The 1,468-nt window shown below is 64.6% G+C and carries 1 protein-coding gene and 1 pseudogene; one reads left to right on the forward strand and one right to left on the reverse strand.

Annotated elements, in window-relative coordinates; all coding sequences use genetic code 11:
* Window positions 1-120, forward strand: a pseudogene (locus tag AB0I49_RS38200) (TIGR03842 family LLM class F420-dependent oxidoreductase); the annotation flags it as partial.
* A gap of 95 nt (window positions 121-215) precedes the next feature.
* Here AB0I49_RS38200 and AB0I49_RS38205 read toward each other — a convergent pair.
* The gene (locus AB0I49_RS38205; RefSeq protein ID WP_363231838.1) at window positions 216-1,100 is read right to left on the reverse strand and encodes a hypothetical protein; all 885 of its coding nucleotides are present in this window, start codon (window positions 1,098-1,100) and stop codon (window positions 216-218) included.
* Window positions 1,101-1,468: the final 368 nt, after the last annotated feature.

Raw genomic sequence — 1,468 nt, forward strand, 5'->3', positions numbered from 1 at the left:
GAGAAACTGCGCGTGCTACGGGAGTTGGGCGTCGACCAGTTCGCGCTGTACGCGATGCACGACGCGAAGGAGACGACGATCGACGCGTACGGGGACCGGATCATCCCCGAATTGGGCTGACCGCTGACCGCGACGGGGGCGTGTCTTGAGGACTGTGGGACGCGCCTTGTCTTTTGAACGGCGGCAGGCTGTCGGCCGCACCGTGCTGTTCCTGTTCATCCGTCGGCGGGTGTGGGGCAGCCGGTGCTGAGTGATCGGGGGACTCGTTCGAGGGCGTCCTGGAGGGTTTCCGTAAGGTCGGGGACAGTAAGGCCGAGGTTTTGCAACCAGCGGGCCACCTGGGCAATTGGGACGTTCATGACTTCCGCCTTCTCAATGAGGACGTGCAGGTCGATGTCGCAGTCGATGGTCAGGAGCAGGTCGCTGTCCTCGGTGATCCTCAGCAATTCGACGGCCGAGGTGAAAGACAGGCCCTCCGGGAGGTCTGGGCAGGAGACCTTGATGCCGTAGCCGACGAGCCGTTTCACCAGGACCGAGTGGGGCTCCAACAGGTTGCGGGCCGCTGCCACCACGTGGGCGAACGGCATGGGGTCGGCGGTGGTGACCCCGAACCATACGAGAGGGCCGTCCCGCCGCAGTAACTGCTCGTCCAAGGCATCGAAGTGGCGCGGTGGCCGTAGGCGAAGGCCGAACCCGTAGGCGCGCAGGCGGTCGGCCGTCTGCTCCAGAGACCAGTTCTGGTGCCGTGCTGCGTCGAAGACATGGGCATAAGGCACTGGTTCGTTTGGGGACAGCGTCCCGTGCCTTGCTTCGATCAGAAGGGCGGATTCACTGGGGTCAGTGTCCTCGGGCCACACCGTTGGAGGGGCGAAGCCCAGCCGTTCCAGATGGTCCACCATCTCGTGCGGCGAGCGTCCCAGCACCTGAGCGGCGGCGAGGACATGCCCTGGCGGCACTTCGTTCGTGCGGTCCAGCCAGGGCCACATGCTGTCCGCCCGTTGGCTGAGCAGGACGGCCACCTCGGCATCTGGCCGCTCCGGCAGTCCTGCAGCATCGATGCGTAACCCATAGGCCGCGAGGCGTGCACAGACCTCGCTCACAGGGAGCTCGAAAAGGAGAGCCGCCTGAGCAATGTGACCGGCTGGGACGGGCTCCTTGGGGTCCACCCAACCGAGAGCCCCTGCATTCCTACCGAGGTTGCGCTGGAGCAACGGGTCATGTCGTGCTGCAGCAGCCAGATCGATGTATGTCTCTGGTACATGGATGCCGTAGTCGCGCCACTCGAGGGTGAGAGATCCGGTGTCTTGAGAGAGCCATTTCGCCCCTTCCATCAGCTCCTCGAAGGTGGCCGTTCTCCGGTGGGGTAGGGCACCTACTGACCTTCAATACGTGATGTCGTCATGGTGGAACGGGCGTGAGTCCGGTACCGGTGAGGCAGCCGTCGATGACGTCGGGGCGGTATTGGAGC

The organism is Streptomyces sp. NPDC050617 (assembly GCF_040654795.1).
In the GTDB taxonomy this organism is placed as follows: Bacteria; Actinomycetota; Actinomycetes; order Streptomycetales; family Streptomycetaceae; genus Streptomyces.